Source organism: Micromonospora noduli, assembly GCF_003264475.1.
Taxonomy (GTDB): domain Bacteria; phylum Actinomycetota; class Actinomycetes; order Mycobacteriales; family Micromonosporaceae; genus Micromonospora; species Micromonospora noduli.
In genome coordinates, this window is the sequence record NZ_PYAC01000043.1 from 234971 (window position 1) to 258197 (window position 23227).

Sequence of the window (23227 nt, forward strand, 5' to 3'; positions counted from 1 at the left end):
GGCGGGAGGCTACCGGGACGGATCTAGGACTGCGGCACCAGCCGGAAGGACTGCGCCGCGGTGCCGTTGCAGGTGTACTGGACGAGCTGGACGCTGTCCGCCGTGGACGCTCCCGGCACGTCGAGACACTTTCCGCTGGACCGGTTGACCAGGCGGTAGTAGCCGCCGCCCTCGGGCTCGGCCCGCCACTGCTGGTTGTTTCCGCCGCTGTAGGACCAGAGCTGGATCGGCGCCGAGTCGGCGGTCGACCGGTTCGTCACGTCGAGCACCTGGGCGCTGTTGTTGCGGTTGTTGACCCGCAGGTACCCGCCGCTGGTCGGCGCGAACTGGTACTGCTGCGCGGTGCTGCTGTTGCACGCGTACTGCTGGATGGCGGTGCCGTTCGCGCTGGCCGCGGCCCGGGCGTCCACGCACTTGCCGCTGCCCCGGTTGACCACTGTGTGCCAGGCGGTCGGCGAGATGCCGTCGGACGGCGGGGGCGTGGTCGGTGGGACGGTGCCGACGCCCGCCAGCCAGTGCAGCCCGTCGATCAGCAGCTGGTTCTGTTGCGCGCTGTCGAAGGTGGAGGACAGCCCGGTGTTGGTGCTGTAGTTCATCGCGTTGTGGCCGAAGTTGGCGTAGAGCATCTTGTACTGCCGGTTGCTCCAGACCAGCGGGTAGTAGCCGCCGTACCAGGACTGGTTGGGGTCCGTGCCGACCGGGAAGCTGGACGGGTCGACCGAGGCGAGGATGTCGATGTTGGGGTTCTGCCGCAGGTCGTTGCTCCAGGAGTACCACTCGCTGATCGACGACGGGAACGTCGCCGGGAGGTTCCGGGTGGCGGCGTGGGTGCGGTTGTCGGCGCGCATCGTGACCCGGGTGGGTCCCCAGGTGTTCGTCTGGAACGAGCCGGTGCCGAGGAAGGTGTTGTAGTACCAGCTCCAGCTCGACGGGTTGTCGGTCCACGCGCTGACGTGGAAGCCCAGCCACGCCCCGCCGTTCTGCATGTACTGCTGGAACGCGGCCCGCTGCGCGGTGGGCGGCGCGTCGTCCAGGAACATGACGACCTTGTACTGGGCCAGGTTGGCGGTGTTCAGCAGGCCCCAGTTGTTTGTGGCCTCCCAGGAGAAACCGTGCTGGGCGGCGGCCTGCGGGAACCAGGCCCGGGCGTCCTTGACGAAGTCGATGTGCGCGGCGTCCCAGGTGCCGTTGTAGAAGGCCAGCACCTTGAACGTCGGCGCGGCCTGCGCACTGCGCGAGGCGTTGACCGCGAGACCGGCGGTCAACGCGACGACCAGGGCGACGAATGCCGACAGGATCCGTCTGGTACGGGAGGAGAGTTCTGCGATCACCTGATCGTCCCTTCGGTCGGGACGCGCGCCGCCGCGTCGATGTGCATCTGTTCACAAGGTTTACAGATAGATGGAAGGTTATGCGCTCCGGTTGGGCGGCGTCAATCGTGGGGCGGCCGATCGGGTGGGATTCCTACGGCAACGGGTACCCCGGCCGGATGACCAGCCCGGACGCCGTCGACGTCGACCAGCCGCTCGCCGTGGACGTACCCGCCGCGCCGCACGACGCCAGCGGAGAACGGGTGCCGACCCGCGACCTGGCCGACCTCGCGCCGCCGGCCCGGCCGGCGCGCCGCTGGACCCCGAGCAGGGTGGTGGCCACCCCCGCCGCGCTCGACCACCCGCACGGCCAACAGATCGTCGAGCGGGTGCGGGCGCTCGGCATCGAGGTGGAACACCTGCGCGCCAACCGGCTCACCGGGGTACGCGGGCAGACCGACCGGGAGACCTACGCCCGGGCCAAGTCGACAATGGCGATCGTGGTGAGCCCACCCTCGCGGCGCGTCCTGCAACCCATCGCGCCCAGCGCGGACTGGCGGGTCGACCTGGCCGAGGGCTGCCCTGCACACTGCCAGTACTGCTACCTCGCCGGATCCCTGTCCGGCCCACCGGTGACCCGGGTGTACGCGGACCTCGACGACATCCTCGCCGGGCTGGCCGCGTACGCCGGGCGCGGCACGGTGACCAGCCGCAACGCGCGACGCGCCGACGAGGGCACCACCTTCGAGGCGTCCTGTTACACCGACCCGCTCGCCCTGGAGCACCTGACCGGCAGTTGGCGGCGCGCGGTGCAGCACTTCGCCGACTGGGACGCCCCCGTGCAACTGCGCTGGACCACCAAGTACGCCGACGTGGACACCTTCGTGGGGCTGCCGCACGCCGGCCGGACCCGGGTCCGCTTCAGCGTCAACTGCGCCCCGGTAAGCGTTCGGTTCGAGGGTGGCACCGCCCGGGTGCCGGACCGGCTGGCCGCGCTGCGCCGGCTCGCCCTCGACGGCTACCCGGTCGGGCTGACCATCGCGCCGATCATCGCGCTGCCGGACTGGCGGGAGCGCTACGGCGAACTGCTCGACGAGGTCCGCGCGGCGGTCGACGGGGTGCCGGACCTCGACCTGACCGCCGAGCTGATCACCCACCGGTTCACGCCGGGCAGCAAGGAGGTGCTGCTCGGCTGGTACCCGCGCACCCGGCTGGAGATGGACGAGGAGTCCCGCACCCGCAAGCACGGCAAGTTCGGCGCGGTGAAGTACGTCTACCCTCGTGAGCAGATGGCCGAGCTGCGCGACTGGTTCACCGCCGAACTCACCGCCCGCGTGCCCGCCTGCCGAATCCTCTACTGGACCTGACGCGTCCCTTTCGCGGGCTAGACGCCGACGGTGCCGTCGACGCCCTCACGGAGAAGATCGGCGTGGCCGTTGTGCCGGGCGTACTCGTGAATCAGGTGCAGCATCACCAGCCGCAGTGACACGGTCTCTCCGGAGCGGGCGTTGAGGCCGGTCACGTCGAGCGACTCGGCCGCCCGCTCGATCCGGCGGGCATGCGCGACCTCACGCTCCCAGGCGTCGAACGCCTCTGCCCGGGTGGCCGAGGTGGCGTCGTACGCCTGCTGGAAGTCGCCGGTCTCCGACCAGACCAACCCGATGTCCTCGCCGTCGATGACCCGCCGGAACCAGGCGCGCTCCACCTCGGCCAGGTGTCGCACCAGGCCGAGCAGGGACAGCGCGGAGGGCGGCATCGACTGCCGACGCAGGTCCTCGTCGGACAAACCCGCGCACTTGAGGGCCAGCGTGGCGCGGTGGAAGTCGAGGAACGCGCGCAGCGTCTCCCGCTCGTCGCCGGTAACCGGGGGGCCGATCCGTTCAGTGGTCATTGAAACGATCATGCCGGATGGCACGGGCGGCCGCGGTGCCGGGACGCGGGTCAGGGCCGCGGGGCTGGACCTGACGGTCAGCCGACCGACGAGCGGGCGACGGGCGCGGCGAAGAAGGTGTCCGGGTACGGCTCGCCGCGCAGGCTGTAGTGCCACCACTCGCGGTCGTAGTTGACGAACCCGGCGTCGGTCATCAGACGCTGCAACAACCGACGGTTGTCCCGCGCCGTCCCGGTGATGCGGGGGTCGGCGGTGTGCGCCCGCGAGTCGAAACAGTCGAAGCCCGTACCCATGTCGATGCTGTTGTCCGGGAAGCGTTGCCCGCGCGGCGCGGTGCAGGCGACCAGCGGTTGCCCGACCCGGTAGGGAGGTTGGCTGGCGGCGGGCTCGTCGACCAGTGTCAGGTCCACTGTGCTGCCGCGGCTGTGCGCGGTGGGCGCGCCGATGTAACCGTCGGCGAAGAGCCGGTTCTTGGCCAGGTCCGGGTAGAACTCGGCCTTGGTCTGCTGCTCACCGGGGTGCTTCGACCAGGCGACGAAGTCGTCCACCGCCGGCTGCGGGCGGTAGCAGTCGTACACCTTGAGACTGTGCCCACCGGCCAGCGCGGCGTCCTGTACGCGGCGCAACGCCTCGGCCGCCTGCCGGGCGAGCAGGCACAGCGGCTCGCGGTAGCCGGTGATCGGTCGGCCGACGAAGTTGTGCGGTGTGGCGTACCGGATGTCGGCGTGGATGCGCGGGTCGAGGTCGGTCAGCACCACGAACCCCGGCAGGGGGGCTGCCACTGAGGTGGACGGGGTCGGCGCGGGTGTGGGGCTCGCCGACGTCGGCTGCGGCGTGGCCGGCGGGGGGCGGGGCTCCGGCCGCGAGCAGCCGCCGAGCAGCGCGGCGAGCGCGAGCACGACGGCCAGGCGGTAGCGCACGAGTCCTGTCTATCAGCCCGGTTGGGGTAACCATCCCAGGATCGATGTGGTCCGCAGACCGAAAGTAACCGGAAAAACTCCGGAACTTTTCCGCAACTCAAGCGAACCTTCGAACGACCTGGCATGTCGTCAACCCCCATCGGTGAGGCAAGATGGCGCGTGGAACGGGCACGCCGTTTCGGGACACACGGTGGGCGACGCCTGACGGTCGTTCTTCCGGCTCGGTGAAGGAGACGCGGGTGGGCGCGGACGACGGACGCAGGGTGACCATCACCGCGATCGCACGGGAGGCCGGGGTGTCGGTGCCGACCGTGTCACGGGTGCTCAACGGGCGCTCCGATGTGGCCCCGGACACCCGGGAGCGGGTCGAGGAGTTGTTGCGCCACCACGGCTACCGGCGTCGCACCAGCCGCAGCGTTCGCCGTGCCGGTCTCGTCGACCTGGTCTTCAACGACCTGGACAGCCCGTGGGCCGTGGAGATCATCCGGGGTGTGGAGGATGTCGGGCACGGCGCGGGCGTCGGCACTGTGGTCTCCGCGATTCACCGGCAGCCCACCGCGGCCCGGCAGTGGTTGCAGAACCTGCGCACCCGGGCCACCGACGGCGTCATTTTCGTGACCTCGCACCTGAGCCCGCCGCTGCACGCGCAGCTGCGTCGCCTCAACGTGCCGGTGGTGGTCGTGGACCCGGCCGGGGTGCCGGCCATGGACGTGCCGACGATCGGCGCCACCAACTGGGCCGGCGGGCTCGCCGCGACCGAACACCTGCTCGCGATCGGGCACCGGCGCATCGGTTTCGTGGCCGGGCCGACGCACCTGCTGTGCAGCCGGGCCCGGCTCGACGGTTACCGGGCCGGGCTGGAGGCCGCCGGGGTGCCGGTGGACGACGCGTTGATCTACCCGGGCGACTTCTACCACGCCTCCGGGTTCTCCGGCGGGACGGCTCTGCTCGACCTCGCCGACCCGCCGACCGGCATCTTCGCCTCCAGCGACCAGATGGCCTTCGGCGTCTACGAGGCCATCCGGCGCCGGGGGCTCCGCGTGCCGGACGACGTGAGCGTGGTGGGGTTCGACGACCTGCCGGAAGCCCGCTGGGCCTCACCGCCACTGACCACCGTGCGCCAACCGTTGGTCGAGATGGGACGGTTGGCCGCCCGGACCGTGCTGCGCCTGGCCCAGGGCGAGGGCATCGACTCGCCCCGGGTGGAACTCGCCACCGAATTGGTCGTTCGGGACAGCACCGCCGCCCCGCTGACCGGGTCGCCTGCCTCGGCGTGACGGCCGGAACTGCGTCGGAAACCGGTTGGACCGGTTCCGGTCCGTTCCCGAAAATTCCGACGAGGCCGGGCCCGACCGAGAGTCACCGACGGTGGACGCGGTGAGCGACCGACGGTCACCCACCGCGCCGCACGGTCAGTGGTGGTGGTGCCAGCGGACGGCCTTGCGGATGGTCACCGGCAGTGCGGGCGCGCCGTCGACCGGTGCCGGGTCCTCGGCGGTCGGTGCCACTCCCCCGGCGGCGATCCGGTCCAGCGTGGCCAGGCCGGCCCCGTCGACCTCGCCGAAGATCGTGTAGTTGGGGCGCAGCGCGGAGTTGGCGTAGACCAGGAAGAACTGGCTGCCGTTGGTGTCCGGCCCGGCGTTGGCCATGGCCAGCACACCCCGGGCGTACACCCGGCGCTCCCCGGTCGGGTCGGTGGGCGCGGGCGGCAGGTCGGTCGGCAACTCGTCGCGGTACCGGTAGCCCGGGCCGCCCTCACCGGTGCCGGACGGGTCACCGCACTGCAGCACGCTCAGCGTCGGGTACGCGGTGAGCCGGTGGCACGGGGTGCGGTCGTAGAACCGCTTGTTCACCAGGTGCAGGAAGCTCTGCACAGTGCACGGCGCGGCGGCCCGGTCCAGTGTCAGCCCGATCGGCCCGTGGTTGGTCGCCAGTGTCACCCGGACGCTGCCCCGGGCCGGGGTGCGCCGCGGGTCGGGCGGCAGCGGCACCGGCCGGGCCGCTGGCTCGTCCGGGGTCTCGGTGTACGCGCACGGACCGTGGGTGGTGCGCGGTGGTCGGGTGGCGGCGTCGGCAGCGGCGGGCGGCGCGGCGGAGACGCGCACCGTGTCGGCTGACGGGCCCGGGGCGGCGAGCGCGGTGGCGGACGAGCCGACCACCAGCGCCCCGGCGAGCGCTGTCACCCCCGCGAGGCGGGTCAGGGCGCGCACCGGCCGGCGGGGTGCCGCCACTGCGGGGCGCGGTTCGAGTTCACTCGGCACAGGGATCCTCCTGGACTGGTGGTGCCAGAAAGACCGGAGTCTATGGAGGGTAGCGCCCGATGTCGATCCGTCAGGGCATCCGGCGGCGACGCCGCCACAGCAGGCCGCCCAACAACGCCACCACCGTCGCGCCGCTCACCGCGGTCACCGACCAGAGCCACTCCGAGCTGGTACGCGCGGGCCCGCTGGCCGCCGCCGGTCGGGGCGCGCCGGGTGCCGCCAGCACGGACGGCGCCGCCGACGGGGTGGCGGTCAGCTCGCCGGGCTCGACCAGTCGACCCACGGCGGCGTCCCGGGGCAGCGTGAAGCCCCAGTCCAGGAGGGCCGCGCCCTGCTGCCAGCCGCGCACCGGTGCCGATTCGGCGCCCAGCAGGGTCACCACCAACCGCCGTCCGCCGCGTTCCGCCGCCCCCACGTAGGTGTGCCGGGCCAGGTCGGTGAAGCCGGTCTTGCCGCCGAGCGCCCCCGGATACCGGTAGATGAGCTGGTTCTCGTTCTGGATCTCGAAGCCCTTGGTGCGTTGCGCCGGCTGGGCCGGAATCGACGTCTGCTCGGTCAGCGCGTACCGGCGGAAGGTCGGCTCGGCGAAGCAGGCCCGGGCGATCAGCGCCAGGTCGTACGCGCTGGTGAACTGCCCCTTGCCGTCCAGCCCGGACGCGGTGACCGCGTGCGTCTGGAGCGCGCCTAGGTGGTGCGCCTGCTCGTTCATGGCGCGCACGCCCGCAGCGCTGTCCGTCCCGCTGCCCAGTCGGGCCAGCGCGTTGGCGGCCTCGTTGCCGGAGTTGAGCAGCAACCCGAGCCAGATGGTCTCGATGGTGTACCGGCCGCCCGCGACCAGGCCCACGGCCGAGGAGCCGGGTTCGATGTTCATGTCCGCCTCGGTGACGGTGACCGTCTGCTTCGGGTCGAGCTTGGGCAGCATCGTGGCCGCCAGCAGGAGCTTCTGCACGCTCGCCGGTGTGCCGTACTCGTGGGGGCCGCACCCGCCGAGCACCTGGCCGCTGTCCAGGTCGGCGACCAGCCACGACGTGGCGGTGACCCTCGGCAGCGCGGCGACGCCGGCCGGCACGACCAGGCCGGCCGTGTCCAGCGCCGCGCCGCCGACCACCCGTTGTTCGGGGACGGCGGGTGGGGGCGACGGCCGGGGTGGACGGGACGCCGCCGGCACCGGGACCCGGGGGCAGCGCACCGTCGGCGCGGCGGACGCTCCCGTCGCACCGACCGGCACCGGAGCGAGCAGGACGGCGCACGTCGTGGCCGCCAGCAGCGCAGCTCTCATGTGCCCGACCCTAGTCAGGAGGATCGCCCCGCGGGACGGGATGCCGGTCAACCCGCGTCGCCGCGACCGCGCAGGTAGTCGTGCAGCGCGGCGCTGCCCCGCAGCCGGCGCAGGCTGCGGGTGTGCAGCTCCTGCTCGCGGCGGGCCAGCTCAGCGCGGACCCGTTGGGCGCTGCCGGTGGTCCGCAGCTCGCCCAGCACCGCGGCGATGATCTCGAAGGGGTACGCGCCCCGGCGCAGTAACGCGATGACCTGCGCCGCGCGTAGCTCCGCCTCGTCGTACACCCGGTAGTTGGTGCCCGGGGTGCGGCCCGGCCGCAGCAGCTCGCGCTCCTCCCACAGCCGCAGCTGCGAGGTCCGGACCCCGACCAGGGCGGCGACCTCTCCGATGCGGGCGCGGTGGCGTGGCGCGGGTCGGGCCGCCGGTGGGCTGGCCAGCACGGTCTCGAAGGCGCCGAGCACCCGGCGGATCTCGGCGCGTTCCCGGTCCAGCTCGGCATGGCCGCCGTCGAGCGCCGCCAGGGCCGCCGGCAGGTCACCCGTGTGCACCGCCGCCATGATCTCCCGGGTACGGCTCCAGCCGTGCCCCTCGGCCAACCGCCGCGCGACGGTCAGCGCCCGGGCGTGCTCACTGGTGAAGATCCGGTAGCCGCTGGCGGTGCGGCGCACCGGGGGCAGCACCCCCAACTCGACGTAGTTGCGCACCTGCTGCACCGAGATCCCGACGGTGGCCGCCAGGTCCACGGCGCGCAGCCGATCCTTCGAGGCGACGTCCACGCGAGTCACCGTACCGCTTACGACGTGATTTGAGACTTTCCTGGACGTGCTGCTGAGCCCTGCGCTGGGATCTCGGCGAAACTCTCTACATGGGGATGAATGAGACAATGGAACCCGCCAGTGCTCGGCGGGGCGAGGTCCCGCCACGATTCCGTGAAGGGTTCGTATGTCGCAGCCAGCATGGTCCGCCGCCGACAGCCACGACATGATCGAGGTACGCGGGGCGCGGGAGAACAATCTTGCCGACGTCTCGGTCGACATCCCCAAACGCCGGCTGACCGTCTTCACCGGTGTCTCCGGGTCGGGCAAGTCGTCGCTGGTCTTCGGCACCATCGCCGCCGAATCCCAGCGCATGATCAACGAGACCTACAGCGCGTTCCTCCAGTCGTTCATGCCGAACCTCAACCGTCCGGACGTCGACTCGCTGCGCAACCTCAGCGCGGCCATCGTCGTCGACCAGGAACGGATGGGGGTCAACTCCCGCTCCACCGTCGGCACCGCCACCGACGCGTACGCCATGCTGCGGATCCTCTTCAGCCGGCTCGGCCAGCCGTCCGTCGGCAGTGCCGGGGCGTTCAGCTTCAACCTGCCCGAAGGCATGTGCCCCACCTGCGAAGGGCTGGGCCGCGTCTCCGACCTCGACGTCAACGAACTGGTCGACGTCGAGCGCTCCCTCAACGACGGCGCCATCACCGTGCCCAACTTCGCTGTCGACTCCTGGTACTGGCAGACCATCGTCGGCTCCGGCCTGTTCGACCCGGACGTCAAACTCCAGGACTTCACCCCGCAACAGTGGGAGGACTTCCTGCACAAGCCAGCCACCAAGATCAAGGTGGGCAGCAACAACTGGACGTACGAGGGTCTGGCCGTCAAGGTCAAGCGGCTCCTCCTGTCCAAGGACCGCGAGTCGATGCAACCGCACATCCGCGCCTTCGTCGACCGGGCGGTCACCTTCACCAGCTGCGGCGACTGCGGCGGCACCCGACTCAACGCGGCGGCGCTGTCGTCACGGATCGCCGGGCTCAACATCGCCGACTGCTCGGCCATGCAGATCAGCGACCTGGCCGCGTTCGTCCGCACCGTCGAGGACCCGGGGGCCGCGCCGCTCGTCGCCAACCTTCGCGACCTGCTGGACTCCCTGGTCGAGATCGGTCTGGGCTACCTCAGCCTGGACCGTGAGTCGGCGACCCTCTCCGGCGGCGAGGCGCAACGGGTGAAGATGGTCCGCCACCTCGGCTCCAGCCTCTCCGACGTCACGTACGTCTTCGACGAACCCACCGTCGGCCTGCACCCGCACGACATCGCCCGGATGAACGACCTGCTGCTGCGGCTGCGCGACAAGGGCAACACCGTGCTGGTGGTGGAACACAAACCGGAGACCATCGCCATCGCCGACCACGTGGTCGACCTCGGACCGGGCGCCGGCACCGACGGTGGTCGGATCTGCTTCACCGGCGACATCCCCGGCCTGCGCCGCTCCGACACGCTCACCGGGCGGCACCTGGACCACCGGGTGACAGTGCGCGAGGCGGTACGCCAACCCACCGGGCAGCTCGCCATCCGCCAGGCCGACCTGCACAACCTGCACGACGTGGACGTGGACATCCCGCTCGGGGTCCTCACCGTGGTCACCGGCGTGGCCGGCTCCGGCAAGAGTTCACTGATCCACGGGTCGCTGCGCGGCCGGTCCGGGGTCGTCATCGTCGACCAGTCCCCGATCCGTGGCTCACGACGCAGCAACCCGGCCACCTACAGCGGGCTGCTCGACCCGATCCGCACCGCCTTCGCCAAGGCCAACGGGGTCAAGGCCGCGCTGTTCAGCGCCAACTCCGAGGGCGCCTGCCCGACCTGCAAGGGAATCGGCCTCATCTACACCGACCTGGCGATGATGGCCGGCGTGGCGAGCGTCTGCGAACGGTGCGAGGGGCGGCGCTTCACCGACGAGGTGCTCACGTACACGCTGCGCGGCAAGAACATCCACGAGGTGCTGACCATGTCGGTCACCGAGGCGTACGCGTTCTTCCCCAGCGGGGCGGCGCACCTCATCCTCGGCCGGTTGGTCGACGTCGGGCTGGGCTACCTCAGCCTCGGCCAGCCGCTGACCACCCTGTCCGGCGGGGAGCGGCAACGACTCAAACTCGCCATCCACCTGGCCGAGAAGACCACCACCTACGTCCTGGACGAGCCGACCACGGGCCTGCACCTGGCCGACGTGGACCAACTGTTGGCCCTGCTCGACCGGATGGTCGACGCCGGAAACACGGTGATCGTCATCGAGCACCACCAGGCGGTCATGGCACACGCCGACTGGCTCATCGACCTCGGCCCCGGTGCCGGTCACGACGGTGGCCGCATCGTCTTCACCGGCACACCGGCCGAGCTGGTCGCCACCGGCGACACCCTCACCGCCAAGCACCTCCGCGAGTACGTCAACGACCCGGCGGTGATCGGCCAGGGCTGACACTGCCCCGCTACCTGCCGGAGCACAGCGGCGAGGTGCCGGCACGAGCGGCTGTGGTCCGGCGGTTCCAGCGGCGGCGGCCGGCCGACGCGGCGTCACGGGTGGCCCGCACGAGCACCGGCGGTCCGGCCGGCGGCGCTCCGACGGCAGTGTCAGGTGACGCGGCGCAGCCAGCGCCGCTGCCAGGGGGTCTCCACCGCCTTCGGGTGGTAGCCGGCCCGCACCCACGGCACCGCCCGCTCGACCGGCAGACCGTCGAGGATCGCCAGCGCGGCCAGGGCCGTTCCGGTACGGCCCACCCCACCCCGACAGGCCACCTCGACACGTTCACCGTCGTGGGCCCGTCGCAGCGCCTCCCGTAGGACGTCGAGGGCTTCGGCGCGGTCGAGCGGCACCCAGAAATCGGGCCACCGGATCCGCCGGTGCGGCCAGGCCGGCTCCGGACCGGGTGCCAGCAGCACGGCGAAGTCGGCGGGCGAGGTCGCGGCAGCGACGCGGCGTCCGCGGACCGTCGCCCCACTGGGGAGTACGAGTACGCCCGACTGCTCGGACCACGGCTGTGCGTCAGTCACCCGGCCATTGTGCCGCGACGCTCTTGACGGATGAGCACAGACAGCGCCGCCCCCGGCCGGTGGGCCGGGGGCGGCGCTGGTGTCGGTGTGCAGGTCGCCTCTCGGCGAGTGGCACGACGCGGCTCCAGCCGAACGGTATTCCGCGAGGGCGATATTAGGTGAGGCCCGGGGACACTGAGTCACACCGACACTGTCCACAACCAGCCCGCACCCGGCGTTGTTCCCGCACCCGCTTGGGCCGTCCCGCCGCCGGGTTCCCTCGCTGGCTGCACGCCGGTCGACTCGCGACCACGACACCCACCATCGCGGCGCGCTTCGGCCGCAACCCACGAGATCTTGGACAGTTTCCGTTCACGCGGAACGGAAACTGTCCAAGATCTGCTGGCAGCCACCAACCGGACCGCGCCATCCGCTTCCGGCGACCCGCCATCCGCTTCCGGCGACCCGCCAACTACCTCCGACGGGCACCTGCCGGCATCGCGGCATCCACCCCCGGCCGGCACCCGGCGCCACGGCATCCGCCCCGGCCGGCATCGCGACGTCCGCGACCAACGACCAACGACCAGCGACCGGCGACCGGCGACCGGCGACCGGCGACCAGCGACCAGCGACCAGGTGCCTACCGGACGGAAACGGCACCCGGCGCCGCAGCGTCCGCTCCCGGCCGGCGTCGCGACGTCCGCGACCAGCGACCTTGTCCCACGGAAACGGAAGTGCCGCTGGCCGGCACCCCGGGTTGGGGATGCCGGCCAGCGGTCGGTGTCGTGCGGTGGTGCTTAGTGCGCTGGTTCTGCGATGTGTCGCGGGTCAGCTGTTCCAGTGCTGGCCGACCAGGTCGGTGGCCTGCTGCTCCCACTGGGCGTAGGCGTCCGGGTAGGCCGACACCTGCACGGTCTGCGCGGCGTCGGTCAGCGGCATGTCCTGCCACCCGTCAACCTGCTTCAGGCCCTTGAGGAACGCGGTCGTCGAGTACTCCGGGTTCGTGATCTGCTCCGGCGTACCCCAACCACTGGACGGGCGCTGCTGGAACAGGCCCAGCGAGTCGTGGTCGTTCATGTCGCCCAGGTGGCCCAGGTTCTCCAGCTTCGACTCCTGCAGGCTCGTCGCGATCGAGATGACCGCGGCCCGCTCCGGGAGACCGGCCTTCTTCGTGGCGGCGATGATCGCCTTGACGTTGGCGGTCTGCTCGTCGTTGAGGCTGATGTGGGACTGCTCGCCCTGGGGCTTCGGCGCTGCCGACTGCACAGCTGCGGCGACGGGCTTGGCGTCGACCGGGTTGGCGTGGGCGGCGATCGGACCGGCGAAGACACCGCCGGCGAACGCGAGACCAGCAACAGACAGCATGCTCTTACGGAAGATCGTGTTCATGGGGGTAGCTCCTTCGGGGGTAGAACACCCGCACCGCCAAGGGGGGCGGCGGCAGGGTGTGAGCACCTCGTCCGGCGCTGCACTAACAAAGGGGAAAGTCTTGGGGTCGGCTGCCTACGAGCGTGGGGCTCGTGGCGCCGGGTCCTGTGTAACGACCGGCGGGCCGGGGTCATTCCGGGGTCGACCCATCTGCCGGGCACCGGCACCCTGATCGGGGCGGCACCAGGTGGTCGTTCGTGGGGACTGTAACGACCGGGGGGCCGGGGTCATTCCGGGGTTGGCCCACCCGTCGGCACCCTCATCAAGGCGGTGCCCGCAGTCGGTCGTTGATGGGGACTGTAACGACCGGGTGGAGGCTGGCATTCCGGCCTGCGCGACCAACCCTCAGGGGTCGGGCGGCGGGTCGGTGGTACTGCGATCGTCAGGGTATGTAACGACCCCGACCCAGCCATGATTCCAGCCCACGGGTGCGCCCAGTCACCACCCACACACCCCCACCAACGGACAAACCACCCACACAACACCGGGCCCAAGGCGTCGAATCGCCTCTCGCCCGCGTGATCCACTCGGGTTCACGGAAGTCGGGGCATCCCGGACGCCCGGACACCCCGACATCATGAAACCCGAGTCGATCATGCTGGGCCCGACCCGCGCACGCCGGGCCTCCGATCCTGCATGCCGTCCCGGCCCGCGCATGCCGGGCCTCCGATCCCGCACCCCGGCCTGGCCCACGGTCCGGCCTCCGATCCTGCACCCCGGCCTGGCCCGCGTGTCCGGCCTCCGATCCCCGCCGTCCCGGGCCCGGGAGGCCCGTGCACGGCCTCCGATCCCCCATGCCGGGGGCGGCCCGTATGCCGCCTACGAGCTCGGCGGGTCAGGTGCCCAGGTAGCGCAGGATTGCGAGGATTCGTCGGCTGTAGCCCGTTGTGTGCGCGAGGTCGAGTTTGTCGAAGATGGCGTTGACATGCTTCTCGACCGCGCTCTGCGATACATGCAGCCGCTGGGCGATGGCGAGATTCGTGTGCCCCTGGGCCATCTCGTGCAACACGTCCCGTTCCCGGGGCGTGAGCCGACCGAACGGGTCGGGCCGGTCCGAGCCGGCCACCACCTGACGGACCACCTCCGGGTCGAGGGCGGTTCCTCCGGCGGCGACCCGGTCAAGTGCGTCGAGGAAGTCGTCCACCTGGGCGACCCGGTCCTTGAGGAGGTAGCCGACTCCCTCGGGACGGTCCGCGAGCAGCCGCCCGGCGTAACGCCGCTCCACGTACTGGGAGAGCACGAGGACGCCGGTGTCGGGCCACCGACGACGGATCTCCAGGGCGGCCCGTAGCCCGTCATCGGTGTGGTTGGGTGGCATCCGGACGTCGGTGACGACCACGTTGGGACGGGATTGTTCGACCGCCTCGACAAGCTGGTCGGCGGTCCCGACCGCCGCGAGCACCTCGTGGTCCTCGTCGGCGAGCAGCCGCGTCAGGCCCTCCCGGAGCAGTGTCGAGTCTTCGGCGAGGACTAGTCGCACGGCAGCTGCGCCAGCACTGTCGTCGGACCGCCGGCCGGGCTGGTCACCAGCAGCCGGCCGTCCAGCGCGGCGACCCGTCGCGCGAGCCCGGACAACCCGCGTCCGGTCGGGTCCGCCCCGCCGACGCCGTCGTCATGTACGCGCATCCGGATCCACCCATCCCGTACTCCGATATCGACCGTGACCAGGGTAGCGGCGGCGTGTTTCGCGGCGTTGGTGAGCGCCTCGCAGGCCACGAAGTACAACACCGTCTCGACCTGCCGCTCGGGGCGGACCGGCAGCTCGCAGCGGATCCGCACCGGCACCTCGGATCCGCGGGCGACGATGGCCAGGACCTCGCCCAGATCGCTGTCGTCCAGCGCTGACGGGTAGACCCGCCACGCCACCTCGCGCAACTCTTCGATGGCCCGCTGCACATCCTCGTGGGCCTGGGCGAGCAGTGCGTGTGTGCGATCGGCGTCGCGGGCGCGCCGGGCCCGGCCGAGCAGCATGCCGAGGGCGACCAGCCGCTGTTGGAGTCCGTCATGCAGATCGCGTTCGATGCGCTGCCGTTCGGCGTCGACAGCGGCGATGACCCCGGCCCGACTGGTGGTCAGCTCATGGACGCGCCGCGTCAGCTCGGCCCGACTTCCCGGCCCGAGCAGTCGTCGCGCCAGCCGGATGTCCAGCGCGGCGATGCTGGCAACGGCCTGAACGTTGAGTAGTAGCAGCACCGCCCCGACGCCGACCTGGGACAGGGCGTCGAGGAGGGTCAGCTCTCCGCGCACCGCCGCGCGCAGCACGATCCCGGCCAGCACCAGGCCGACGCCGAGCACGGCGTACGCCAGCAGGCCGAGCGTGCCGGGTAACAGTCGGGCGGCCAGGTAGCCGAGCTGCCGCCGGGTCGCCACGGTGTTCGGCGCGGGCAGATCCTCCGCAGCGAGCAGCCCGGCGAGGCGGCGATGTTCCATCCGCACCAGCCGCTCCCCGTACCGGTCGGTCAGGCCAGCAACGCGACGGCCGGCCGCAGGCGCTACCGGGCGCACGCTGGATGCGACGGTCGCGACGGCGAGGAAGGCGAACTCGACGGCGGCCGTCACGATTCCGACGGCGACGCCGAGCGGCAGCCGGAGCCACCACCTGCCGGTTCGCCGTTCCGCCACCACCCCGCCCGCCTTCCGCATCACGCCTGTTCCCCCTTGCTCTGCGTCGTCTGACCCGCCCGCAAGCGACCCGGTGGCGCGTGGGGTGAAGTAGAAGACAAGGGCTGGCTAGCGCTCGTCGGAGGCCCACGATCCGCTTCGGTAGAGGGTGCCGCGACCGCCCGGGTCGGGCATCCCGTTCAGTGCGTTCTGCTCGGGTTCGGTCGGCTCGGGGTTGCGGGCGGCGCGGCGGGCCTTCAGCACGCGGGACCCGACGAACCAGGCGGCCGCCGCCACGCAGACCACGATCACCACTTTCTGGAGCGTGCCGACGTAGCCCTCGACGAGGTGCCAGTTGTCGCCCAGCAGGTAGCCCGCGAGCACGAAGGTGGTGTTCCAGATCAGGCTACCCAGCGTGGTGTAGAGCAGGAACGTGGTCACCGGCATCCGCTCCACGCCGGCCGGAATGGAGATCAGGCTGCGGAAGATCGGGATCATCCGGCCGAAGAAGACCGCCTTCACACCGTGCCGCAGGAACCACGCCTCGGTCCGGTCCACGTCGCTGAGCTTGACCAGCGGAAGCCGGGAGACGATGGCGCGCATCCGGTCGCGCCCCAGGGCCGCGCCGATCAGGTAGAGCGCGAGCGCGCCCACCACCGAACCCAGCGTGGTCCAGAAGATCGCACCGACCAGACTCATCCGTCCCTGCGCGGCGACGAACCCGGCCAGCGGCAGAATCACCTCACTGGGGATCGGCGGGAAGAGGTTCTCCAACGCCACTGCCAGACCGGCACCCGGCCCGCCGAGTCGTTCCACCAGGTCAGTGACGTAGCCGACGATCCCGTCCTGTGGTGGTTCCGCTGCGGCGGCGGGGGTTCCGGTGGCGAACACGGCGTGGGACGTTCGAATCATGCGCCCACGTTACGAAGTCATCCTGAGAGTCGACCATGGGGCCGACCGCCCGACCGCGCGGGTCGACCACACCGGTGGGGGTGTGGAAAGCCGCACCCCGCTGCGGCTCGCGGTGGTCCAGCCGCCGTGCGTACCCCTGGATGTCGCGGCAAACGCGCGGGCGCACGCCGCCGCGGTCCGCGCGGCGCGCGCCCGGGTGGTGGTCTTTCCGGAGCTGTCGCTGACCGGGTACGAGTTGGACGCGCCGGTCGTGTCGGTCGACGACCCGCGGTTGGCGCCCCTGGTCGAGGCGTGCGCCGAGGCGGGTGCGCTGGCCCTGGCCGGTGCGCCGGTCACCGGCGACCACATAGCGATGCTGGCGGTGACCGGCGGCGGTGCGACGGTGGCGTACCGGAAGATGTGGCTGGGGGACGCGGAGGCCCGCCGGTTCCGGCCGGGCGATGCCCCGGTCGTGCTCGATGTGGACGGTTGGCGGGTGGGGCTGGCGATCTGCAAGGACACTGGCGTGGCCGCGCACGCGGACCGGACGGCCGCGCTCGGGATCGACGTGTACGCGGCGGGCGTCCTGGAGTCGGCCCGCGACGCCGCCGTGATAGACCAGCGGGTGCACCGGATCACCACCGCGCACCAGGTCTGGGTGGCGGTGGCGAGCTTCGCCGGGTCGACCGGCGGTGGCTACACCGAGGCGGCGGGGCGGTCGGGCGTCTGGACGCCGGACGGCGAGGTGTACGCCCGCGCGGGCACCGACCCGGGCGAGTCGGTCAGTGCCAGCCTCACGTCGCCCGACCGGGGCGGCGGCGGGCGCGGTTAGGGTGACGGAATGATCTCCGGACGGGTCGTGCAGCTGCGGCGGTACCCGGTGAAGTCACTGCTCGGAGAGCGGACCTCGGCCGCCGACATCGGCGAGACCGGCGTCGCGGGTGACCGCGTGCTGGCGCTGCTGGATCGGGCCAGTGGACGGGTGGCCAGCGCCAAGCAACCCCATCGCTGGCGCGACCTGCTCACGCTACGAGCGACCGGCGGGGTGACCGATCCGGTACGGATCACAGTGCCCGACGGCCGACACCTGTCGGTCGAGGACCCCGACATCGACACGGCGCTCAGCGCTGCGGTCGGCCGCCCGGTGACCCTCGTCGACGCCGTACCGCCCGGCGCCACCCTGCTGCGCTCGCACCCGGAGGCGGTGCTCGCCGCCGGCCTCACCGACGAGGTCCCGGCCGACGAGAGCCGGCTCGGGTCGGTGCTGCCCGGCACCTTCTTCGACTTCGCTCCGATCCACCTGGTCACCACCGCGACCCTGGACCGGATCGCCGGGCAGCTGCCGCCCGGGGCGGGGACGCTGGAACGCTACCGGCCCAACCTGGTGCTCGACACGGGCACGGATGCCTTCGCCGAGAACGGCTGGGTCGGCCGGGAACTGCGCGTCGGCCCGGACCTGGTGCTTGCCGTGCTCGCCCCGACGCCGCGCTGCGCGGTGCCCACGCTCGCGCACGGCCCGCTGCCCCGCGAGACCGAGGCGCTGCGGGTGCCCGCCCGGCTCAACCGGATCGAACCCCTACCAGGAATGGGTCCCCAGCCGTGTGTCGGCGCGTACGCCACCGTGGTCCGGTCCGGGCGGGTGGCGGACGGCGACCAGGTTACGGTCGGCCCATGAGCACTGTCCCCTCCCGACTGTCCGTGGTCACCCTGGGAGCACGCGACGTCGCCGCGCTGCGGTCGTTCTACCGGTCGTTGGGTTGGCCCGAGCTGCCGGCCAGTGACGACGGCTGGTCGGCCTTTCTGCTCGGTGGTGTGCTGTTCGCGCTCTTCCCACTACCGGAGTTGGCCGCCGAGGCGGCGCCGGGCGTGCCCGCGCCGGCCGGTGGCTGGTCGGGGGTCACCCTGGCCTGCAACGTCGACAGCCGCGACGAGGTCGACACGGCGTTCGAAGCGGCGGTCGCGGCGGGCGCGACGGTGGTGGCGGAGCCGACCGACCGGTCCTGGGGTGGGCGCTCCGGCTACATCGCCGACCCGGAGGGCAACCGTTGGGAGATCGCGTGGGCGGGCACCGCCCGCTTCGACGAGCGCGGCGCTCTTCTCTCCTTCGGCTGAGCAATGGTGTTTGCGCGTCGACGATGACCTTGGAATGCTTCGGGCATGACCTCCTTTCCTCCGACCTTCGCCGATGATGTCGTCGGCCAGTCAGCGCAGGCACAGTTCGAGGCGTTCATCGACGAGCACCGCAAGGCGCTCAACGGCTACCTGGACGGGCTGACCGAGGAGCAGGCGCGCCGGTCGTTGGTGCCGTCCCGGACGACGCTGCTGGGTCTGGTGAAGCACGCCGCGTTCGTGGAGAAGGTCTGGTTCGACGAGGCCGTCACGTGCCGGTCACGCGCCGAGATCGGCATCCCGGCCACGCCGGACGAGTCGTTCATCCTCGACGACGGCGACACGATCGCCACCGTTCAGCGCGCGCACCGGGAAGCCTGCGAAGCCTCCCGCCGCGCCACGTCCAGCCTGGGCCTCGACGACCTGCTTCGCGGCAACCGGCGCGGCCCGCTGCCGCTGCGCTGGGTCTACCTGCACGTGCTGCGAGAGTTCGCCCAGCACTGCGGGCACGCGGAGATCCTGCGCGAGCAGATCCTGGCCGCCGACTAGCACCGCCGCATGCCCAAGCTGGTCGCGCCCGCCGTCCGCCTGCACGCCGCCTGGCTGGAGGCGCACGACGAGTGGGGTCCCGGCCTCCACGAGGACGGTTTCGGTCTGCAGTCGACCGATGAGGTGCGCTCGCCGGACGGGTTCGCGACCTGGGTTACCCGGCTGGCCGACCGGTCGGGTCCAGACGGGCCGCTGGAGGATAGTCGGGTGCGGTGCACGTACCGATGGATCGTCGAGGACGACCGGGTCCTCGGCGGAATCGCGCTGCGACACGAACTCGACGACTACCTGTTGCGGGTTGGCGGACACATCGGATACGGCATCCGCCCGTCCGCCCGCCGCCGCGGGCTGGCGACCTGGGCACTGGACCGGATGCTCGGCGAGGCCCGAGCGCTCGGGTTGGATCGGGTGCTGCTCGCCTGCGAGGCGGACAACACCGCGTCGGCGAAGACGATCGAACGCCTCGGCGGCGTCCTCGAGGACATCCGAGACACCGAACTCGGCCCAGCCCGGCGGTACTGGATCACGCTCTAGCCCACCCCCCGGTGTCGGCGAAGCGACGCAGCGTCCAGCGGGCCGGCGGCCAACCGCCGGGGTCGTGGTCGGTGGTCCATTCGGTGATCGAGGCCGGGGGCACGTCCAGGTCGAACGCCCGGAAGACCGGCTGCGCGGCCAGCGCGTGGAACGCGCCCTCGACTGTCTCGCTGTGGCCGACCAGGACCACTGTGGAGCCCCGGTGGCGGTGGGCGATCTCCATGATCGCGCGGCTGACGCGGACCACCAGTTCAGCCCAGCTCTCGTTGCCCTCCTCGAACGGTCGGAACACGCCGCCACCCGCCACCGCGTGGTCGGTGCGGAAGAGTGCGGTCGGCAGGCCGTCGGCGTACGGGGGTGTGTGCCAGGTGCAGAGACCACAGTCGGCCACGGGTCGGACGCCGAACGCCGCGCCGATCGGTTGCGCGGTCTCGACGGCCCTGCGCAGCACGGACGAGTAGACCGCCACCGGCCCGTCGGCGGCGACCTCGCCGGTGAGCCGGTTGGCCAGGTCGTGTGCCTGCTCGTGGCCGAGGGCGGTGAGGCCCCGACAGCCACGTGGCCCACCGACGATTCCTTCGAGCTGGTGGACCGACTCGCCGTGTCGCACGAAGATCAGACGTGTCCGCATCGGGACATCATGCCAGCGGTATCGACAGAGGTATCAGTCGTCCGTACGGCTGGTGGAGAAGCTGTCGGCCCGCGCGAGCAGAGCGTCCAGTTTCGCGCCCGTCTGCGCTGATAGGCGGCCCCGCCGCACCAGCTCGGCGATGTGGTCCCGTAGGTCGGCGACACGCTCGGCGCGGTCCCTGGTCCGGCGGTTGAGGTCGGCGAGGTCGTCGCGCAGATCTTCGGCGGTCTTCCGTTCGACGTCACCGCGGGCGACAGCTGTGGCGAGGACGGCGGCGAACTCGCTGCTCACCTCCCGGAAGCTGACCGGTAGCTGCTGCCCGACGGTCGAGGGCGCGGTGCTGGCGGCGGGGGGTGGCGAGGACGGTGCGGTCGGCGTCGGCGAGTGCGTCGTGGGCGCGGGGGCCGGTGCCGAGGTCGACGGCGCGGCGGCGATCTCGGCCGGGTCGGGTGTGCCCGGGTTGCCGAACGGATCCTCCGCGAGCAGGACGCCGACGCCGATCAGCATGGCGAGCACGGCCGCGACGAGCGCGGCGAGGGGCCGACGCGACCGACGTCGGGCCGCTGCGGCGGTTGCCGGGACGGGGCGGGCCACCACCGACCGGTCGATCAGTGTGGGCGGGTGGGCGGCCGGCCGGATGCGCAGCAGTTCGGTGGGCGGCTCGACCGGCTGACCGGCGCCGAAGCGGCGGGCCAGGTGCGCGGCGCTCGGCCGGTCGGCCGGGTTGGCGGCCAGGCAGGCGACGGTCAGCTCGGCGATGTCGGCGGGAAGGCCGGGCACCCGCAGCGGCGGCACCGGGGTGCCCCGCCGGTGCACCTCCAGCGCGTCCTCCCAGCTCTGCACGGGCAGTGGCGCCTGCCCGGTGAGGGTGCGGTAGAGCAGTGCGCCGAGGGCGTACACGTCGCTCGCCGGGTCGGGCGGGCCGGCCTTCAGCCGTTCCGGGGCGAAGTAGGCGGGGGTGCCCATCAGCGGTTCACCGGACTGGCTGTCGAGGCCGCCGAGCGCGGCGATGCCGAAGTCGAGCACCTTGGCGCCGGTATCGGTGAGCATGACGTTGCCGGGCTTGACGTCGCGGTGCACGACGCCGATGCGGTGCGCGGCGGCCAGCGCGGCGGCGATCTGCCCGGCCACCCGGACCGCCTCCGGCCAGGGCAGGGGCCCGGTCCGCAGCCGGTCGGCCAGGTTGTGACCGTCGACGAGCTCCATCACCAGGTACGGGACCACTACGCCGCCGGCCAGGGTCGCCTCGGCGTAGTCGTACACCTGGGTCACGTGTGGGTGGGTCAGCCGGGCGGCCGCGCGGGCCTCGCGTTGGATGGTGGCCCGCAACTGTGGGTCGGTGGCGAACTGCCCGGCGAGCACCTTGATCGCGACCGGCCGCCCGAGCACCTCATCGTCGCCTCGCCACACCTCGGACATGCCACCGAGACCGATCCGCTCATGCAGTACGTAGCGGTCGTGGAGGCGGAGAGTGGGCGTGAGCGGTGACATGGCTTCACCAGTCTGCCTGGTAACACCGCACTCGACCACTCTGCGTGCCCGGACCCACACTGTTCGTCCCGTGCGTACCGGAATGGGATTGGTGCGGGTCAGGAGCAGCGCGGGGTGCCGGGCAGCGGTCGCGGCTGGATGCGGTCGGCGAGCCGGCGCAGGGCGAGGGCGGTGGCCTGCCGGGTCGGGGCGAGCAGGGCCCGGCGGGGGTGTTCGACCTGGACCGGGGCGTTCGGTCGGGCCGAGTTGACGTGCCGGTTCATGACGTCGAGCGCGGTGATGTATCCGGTGGGAAGTTCCATGGTCAACTCCTCGGGACAGGTCCGGTGGAGCCCCGGACGACGAGTGCGGTGGGCAGCAACACGTGACCGGCCGCGGCGTCCGCGGGCGGGTCGAGCAGCAGTTCGGCGGCGATCCGGCCCTTCTCCTCAGCCGGTTGCCGGACGGTGGTGAGGCCGGCCGCGGCGGCCTCGGGGACGTCGTCGAAGCCGGTCACCGAGACGCTGGGACGATCATGGGCAGGCCGCGCGGCCAGGGCGTCCAGCACACCGAGCGCAAGGACGTCGGAGCCGGCCAGCACGGCGGTCGGCGGTGCGGGCTGGTCGAACAGCCCGGCGATGGCTGCGGCTGCCGCCGGGCGACTGTTGCCGGGGACGTTGACCAGTGTCAGCTCGGCCCAGTCGAGACCGACCTCGGCGAAGGCGTCGGCGAACCCGCTGAGCCGACCGCGGGTGGTCGGATGCGGCACCTGGTCGACCCCGGCCACTGTGAGCGGGCCGGCCGGCGCGTCGGGCAGCACGGAGTCGGCGAGCAGCGCCACCCGACGGTGCCCGAGCCCTGCGACGTGCGCGGCGACACTGCGTGCGGCAGCCCGCTCGTCGATGCCGACGAACCGTTCGTCGGCGCCGGCGTCGTCGCGGGCGGCCGTGCTGACGAACGGCAGCCCGCGTTGGCGGATCACGTCCAACGCCCATTCCTCGTCGGCGACGCAGTAGACGCAGAACCCGTCGACGGCGGCGTTCTCCACCGCCCGCCGGGCGTCGGTCACCGCCGGAGGCAGCGGCACCAGCAGCATGCTGGTGCCGTGCCGCTCGGCCGCCGCGCCGACACCGGCGAGGAAGCGGACCGCGAACGGGTCGGTGAAGGCGTACGACAGTTGCGAGGTGAACAGCACCCCGATCGACCCGACGAAACCTCGGCGCAGGGAGCGCGCGGTGGGGTTGGGGCCCGGGTACCCGAGTTGCCGTGCGGCGTCCAGGATCCGCTCGCGAAGGGTGGCGGAGAGCTGGTCGGGGCGGCTGTAGGCGTTGGACACGGTGCTGCGCGAGACGCCGACGGCGTCGGCCACGGCTTGCAGTGTTGGCTTCACCCGGCACCTCTCTGTATCGATCCAGTCTGTATCGATACAGAGACTAGCCCGGCCGGTCGGCATCGGTCAATACGTGGGCTGGAAGTCCCCCATCGGGGCCTCAGCGGTCAGGGCAGGCGGGCTGACGCCGGTCCACTGTCCAGGGTCGTGGACCAGGCCAGGGCCGACGCGGCCG

The 23227-nt window shown here is 71.9% G+C and carries 23 protein-coding genes; 8 read left to right on the top strand and 15 right to left on the bottom strand.

All coding sequences use genetic code 11. From position 1 onward, the window contains the following. Positions 1–23: 23 nt before the first annotated feature. The gene (locus MED15_RS32620) at positions 24–1331 is read right to left on the bottom strand and encodes an RICIN domain-containing protein (protein WP_225855079.1); all 1308 of its coding nucleotides are present in this window, start codon (positions 1329–1331) and stop codon (positions 24–26) included. A gap of 158 nt (positions 1332–1489) precedes the next feature. On the opposite strand from MED15_RS32620, the gene MED15_RS32625 reads away from it, so the two are divergent. Beyond that, on the top strand, positions 1490–2677 hold the full coding sequence (locus MED15_RS32625) for a spore photoproduct lyase family protein (protein ID WP_181518546.1): 1188 nt from the start codon (positions 1490–1492) through the stop codon (positions 2675–2677). 17 nt (positions 2678–2694) lie between these two features. Here MED15_RS32625 and MED15_RS32630 read toward each other — a convergent pair whose 3' ends face one another. Both MED15_RS32630 and MED15_RS32635 read right to left on the bottom strand, forming a co-directional pair. Further along, positions 2695–3201 carry a DinB family protein gene (locus MED15_RS32630; protein WP_112737846.1) on the bottom strand — a complete coding sequence of 169 codons (507 nt, stop codon included), beginning with the start codon at positions 3199–3201 and terminating at the stop codon, positions 2695–2697. A gap of 77 nt (positions 3202–3278) precedes the next feature. After that, positions 3279–4121, bottom strand: coding sequence for a M15 family metallopeptidase (locus MED15_RS32635; protein ID WP_244220656.1), 843 nt, complete (start codon positions 4119–4121; stop codon positions 3279–3281). A 239-nt stretch (positions 4122–4360) separates the two neighbouring features. Here MED15_RS32635 and MED15_RS32640 point away from each other — a divergent pair, with 239 nt between their 5' ends. Further along, positions 4361–5398: a LacI family DNA-binding transcriptional regulator gene (locus tag MED15_RS32640; protein ID WP_112587802.1), complete on the top strand. Its 1038-nt coding sequence runs from the start codon at positions 4361–4363 to the stop codon at positions 5396–5398. 135 nt (positions 5399–5533) lie between these two features. Here MED15_RS32640 and MED15_RS32645 read toward each other — a convergent pair whose 3' ends face one another. From MED15_RS32645 to MED15_RS32655, 3 genes are all read right to left on the bottom strand, one after another. Continuing rightward, positions 5534–6382: a peptidylprolyl isomerase gene (locus MED15_RS32645; RefSeq protein ID WP_225855077.1), complete on the bottom strand. Its 849-nt coding sequence runs from the start codon at positions 6380–6382 to the stop codon at positions 5534–5536. A 70-nt stretch (positions 6383–6452) separates the two neighbouring features. Then, entirely contained in the window at positions 6453–7661 is a 1209-nt protein-coding gene (locus MED15_RS32650; protein WP_112737848.1) for a D-alanyl-D-alanine carboxypeptidase family protein, read from the bottom strand. Positions 7662–7708: 47 nt separating this feature from the next. Continuing rightward, positions 7709–8437 (bottom strand): MerR family transcriptional regulator, encoded by a 729-nt coding sequence (locus tag MED15_RS32655; protein ID WP_208646762.1) that lies wholly within the window; start codon positions 8435–8437, stop codon positions 7709–7711. 166 nt (positions 8438–8603) lie between these two features. Here MED15_RS32655 and MED15_RS32660 point away from each other — a divergent pair, with 166 nt between their 5' ends. Then, complete coding sequence (locus tag MED15_RS32660; RefSeq protein WP_112737850.1) at positions 8604–10898, top strand: ATP-binding cassette domain-containing protein; 2295 nt, start codon at positions 8604–8606, stop codon at positions 10896–10898. Between the two features lie 152 nt (positions 10899–11050). Here MED15_RS32660 and MED15_RS32665 read toward each other — a convergent pair whose 3' ends face one another. From MED15_RS32665 to MED15_RS32690, 5 genes are all read right to left on the bottom strand, one after another. Further along, the gene (locus MED15_RS32665) at positions 11051–11470 is read right to left on the bottom strand and encodes a protein-tyrosine phosphatase family protein (RefSeq protein WP_091406692.1); all 420 of its coding nucleotides are present in this window, start codon (positions 11468–11470) and stop codon (positions 11051–11053) included. 807 nt (positions 11471–12277) lie between these two features. Then, positions 12278–12838, bottom strand: a complete 561-nt coding sequence (locus MED15_RS32675) for a hypothetical protein (protein ID WP_112589210.1) — start codon at positions 12836–12838, stop codon at positions 12278–12280. Between the two features lie 874 nt (positions 12839–13712). Next, entirely contained in the window at positions 13713–14357 is a 645-nt protein-coding gene (locus MED15_RS32680) for a response regulator (protein WP_112737852.1), read from the bottom strand. Continuing rightward, the gene (locus tag MED15_RS32685; protein ID WP_225855404.1) at positions 14348–15520 is read right to left on the bottom strand and encodes a sensor histidine kinase; all 1173 of its coding nucleotides are present in this window, start codon (positions 15518–15520) and stop codon (positions 14348–14350) included. The genes MED15_RS32680 and MED15_RS32685 overlap by 10 nt, the downstream gene beginning before the upstream one ends. Positions 15521–15607: 87 nt before the next feature. Further along, positions 15608–16390: a DedA family protein gene (locus tag MED15_RS32690; RefSeq protein WP_112589661.1), complete on the bottom strand. Its 783-nt coding sequence runs from the start codon at positions 16388–16390 to the stop codon at positions 15608–15610. Between the two features lie 82 nt (positions 16391–16472). Here MED15_RS32690 and MED15_RS32695 point away from each other — a divergent pair, with 82 nt between their 5' ends. The 5 genes from MED15_RS32695 to MED15_RS32715 are packed head-to-tail and all read left to right on the top strand — an operon-like array spanning position 16473 to position 19561. Next, on the top strand, positions 16473–17201 hold the full coding sequence (locus tag MED15_RS32695) for a carbon-nitrogen hydrolase family protein (RefSeq protein WP_112589842.1): 729 nt from the start codon (positions 16473–16475) through the stop codon (positions 17199–17201). Positions 17202–17210: 9 nt separating this feature from the next. Then, complete coding sequence (locus tag MED15_RS32700; RefSeq protein WP_112589664.1) at positions 17211–18044, top strand: MOSC domain-containing protein; 834 nt, start codon at positions 17211–17213, stop codon at positions 18042–18044. After that, a complete protein-coding gene (locus MED15_RS32705) occupies positions 18041–18481 on the top strand; it encodes a VOC family protein (protein WP_112589668.1) in 441 nt (146 codons plus the stop codon). Before MED15_RS32700 ends, MED15_RS32705 begins: the two co-directional genes overlap by 4 nt. 45 nt (positions 18482–18526) lie before the next feature. After that, positions 18527–19027 (top strand): DinB family protein, encoded by a 501-nt coding sequence (locus MED15_RS32710; protein WP_112589671.1) that lies wholly within the window; start codon positions 18527–18529, stop codon positions 19025–19027. 9 nt (positions 19028–19036) lie between these two features. After that, positions 19037–19561, top strand: a complete 525-nt coding sequence (locus MED15_RS32715; RefSeq protein ID WP_112589674.1) for a GNAT family N-acetyltransferase — start codon at positions 19037–19039, stop codon at positions 19559–19561. On the opposite strand, the gene MED15_RS32720 is transcribed toward MED15_RS32715, so the two are convergent. From MED15_RS32720 to MED15_RS32735, 4 genes are all read right to left on the bottom strand, one after another. Then, positions 19551–20192: a histidine phosphatase family protein gene (locus MED15_RS32720; protein ID WP_112589677.1), complete on the bottom strand. Its 642-nt coding sequence runs from the start codon at positions 20190–20192 to the stop codon at positions 19551–19553. The two genes, MED15_RS32715 and MED15_RS32720, sit on opposite strands and share 11 nt — an antisense overlap. A 33-nt stretch (positions 20193–20225) precedes the next feature. Next, entirely contained in the window at positions 20226–21683 is a 1458-nt protein-coding gene (locus tag MED15_RS32725; protein ID WP_112589679.1) for a serine/threonine-protein kinase, read from the bottom strand. 98 nt (positions 21684–21781) lie between these two features. Continuing rightward, complete coding sequence (locus tag MED15_RS32730) at positions 21782–21985, bottom strand: hypothetical protein (protein WP_244220657.1); 204 nt, start codon at positions 21983–21985, stop codon at positions 21782–21784. Positions 21986–21987: 2 nt separating this feature from the next. After that, positions 21988–23031 carry a LacI family DNA-binding transcriptional regulator gene (locus MED15_RS32735; RefSeq protein ID WP_244220658.1) on the bottom strand — a complete coding sequence of 348 codons (1044 nt, stop codon included), beginning with the start codon at positions 23029–23031 and terminating at the stop codon, positions 21988–21990. Between the last annotated feature and the right edge of the window lie 196 nt (positions 23032–23227).

Coding starts and splice junctions, on each gene's coding strand:
- MED15_RS32625 (WP_181518546.1), top strand. CDS start 1,490: ATGACCAGCCCGGACGCCGTCGACGTCGACCAGCCGCTCGCCGTGGAC.
- MED15_RS32630 (WP_112737846.1), bottom strand. CDS start 3,201: ATGACCACTGAACGGATCGGCCCCCCGGTTACCGGCGACGAGCGGGAG.
- MED15_RS32650 (WP_112737848.1), bottom strand. CDS start 7,661: ATGAGAGCTGCGCTGCTGGCGGCCACGACGTGCGCCGTCCTGCTCGCT.
- MED15_RS32660 (WP_112737850.1), top strand. CDS start 8,604: ATGTCGCAGCCAGCATGGTCCGCCGCCGACAGCCACGACATGATCGAG.
- MED15_RS32675 (WP_112589210.1), bottom strand. CDS start 12,838: ATGAACACGATCTTCCGTAAGAGCATGCTGTCTGTTGCTGGTCTCGCG.
- MED15_RS32685 (WP_225855404.1), bottom strand. CDS start 15,520: ATGCGGAAGGCGGGCGGGGTGGTGGCGGAACGGCGAACCGGCAGGTGG.
- MED15_RS32690 (WP_112589661.1), bottom strand. CDS start 16,390: ATGATTCGAACGTCCCACGCCGTGTTCGCCACCGGAACCCCCGCCGCC.
- MED15_RS32700 (WP_112589664.1), top strand. CDS start 17,211: ATGATCTCCGGACGGGTCGTGCAGCTGCGGCGGTACCCGGTGAAGTCA.
- MED15_RS32705 (WP_112589668.1), top strand. CDS start 18,041: ATGAGCACTGTCCCCTCCCGACTGTCCGTGGTCACCCTGGGAGCACGC.
- MED15_RS32710 (WP_112589671.1), top strand. CDS start 18,527: ATGACCTCCTTTCCTCCGACCTTCGCCGATGATGTCGTCGGCCAGTCA.
- MED15_RS32715 (WP_112589674.1), top strand. CDS start 19,037: ATGCCCAAGCTGGTCGCGCCCGCCGTCCGCCTGCACGCCGCCTGGCTG.
- MED15_RS32720 (WP_112589677.1), bottom strand. CDS start 20,192: ATGCGGACACGTCTGATCTTCGTGCGACACGGCGAGTCGGTCCACCAG.
- MED15_RS32725 (WP_112589679.1), bottom strand. CDS start 21,683: ATGTCACCGCTCACGCCCACTCTCCGCCTCCACGACCGCTACGTACTG.
- MED15_RS32730 (WP_244220657.1), bottom strand. CDS start 21,985: ATGGAACTTCCCACCGGATACATCACCGCGCTCGACGTCATGAACCGG.